Here is an 862-nt window from a genome sequence, read left to right as displayed (position 1 = left end):
GTCCACTTCACCGGCGATCAGCGCTATCACCACGTCCGCGGTCAGGTAGTTGATCGAATAGACGCCAAAGACCACGATACCGATGACCACTGGATACAGTAGCGACTTGGGCAAGAACACAATGCTGGCCAGCACCGGAATCATGGCGATGGTCAAGAACACCAGCATCAGATTCCCTGTCCAGAAGGTGCCGAATACCGTCCATACGAAGTCGGGATTGTTGGTGAACAGCAATGGGCCCGGCTGGAGGCCGATCATCAACAATCCACCCAACAGCACCGCCGTGGTTGCCGACCCGGGAATACCCAGGGAAAAGAGCGGGATCATCGAGGCATAGGAGGCGCTGTTGTTTGCCGATTCCGGAGCCGCCACGCCCCTGACGTCACCCTGGCCGAAGCGCTCGGGTGTGCGCGACATCTTCTTGGCCAGGGCATAGCACAGCATCGTGGCGGCAGTGGCGCCGACCCCGGGCAATACACCCACGAAGAAACCGACCAGAGCACCGAAGGCGAATATCCACTTGCAGTCCCAGATATCCTTCCAGCTCGGCAGCAGGGACCGGAAACTGTAACTGATGGTCTCGCCCGTGGTCTTGCCGGCCAGGCTGACGAACATCTCCGAGAGTCCAAAGAGCCCGACGGCCACGATCGTGAAGTCGATCCCTTCGAACAACTCCATGAGTCCAAAGGTATAGCGGGGCGGACCACCAATGGGGTCGAGTCCGATCATTCCCACCCAGGCCCCGATGAACAGCGCAGCGAAGCCCTTGAACATGTTCCGGCCGCTGAGGACGCTGACCAGCGACAGCGCAAACAGCATCAGGGCGGTCATCTCGGAGGGACCGAACTCCTGAAGTGGACCC

At 59.9% G+C, this 862-nt stretch carries 1 protein-coding gene; it reads right to left on the bottom strand.

All coding sequences use genetic code 11. The features are described 5' to 3' along the window. A partial coding sequence (locus DOM57_RS21660) for a tripartite tricarboxylate transporter permease (RefSeq protein ID WP_162619641.1) occupies window positions 1-862 on the bottom strand: 862 nt, incomplete at both ends.

The sequence above is a fragment of the Salinicola peritrichatus genome (assembly GCF_003206715.1).
Classification (GTDB): Bacteria; Pseudomonadota; Gammaproteobacteria; order Pseudomonadales; family Halomonadaceae; genus Salinicola; species Salinicola peritrichatus.
The sequence above is the reverse complement of the archived record's forward strand: the minus strand, read 5'-3'. Positions and strand labels throughout refer to the sequence as shown.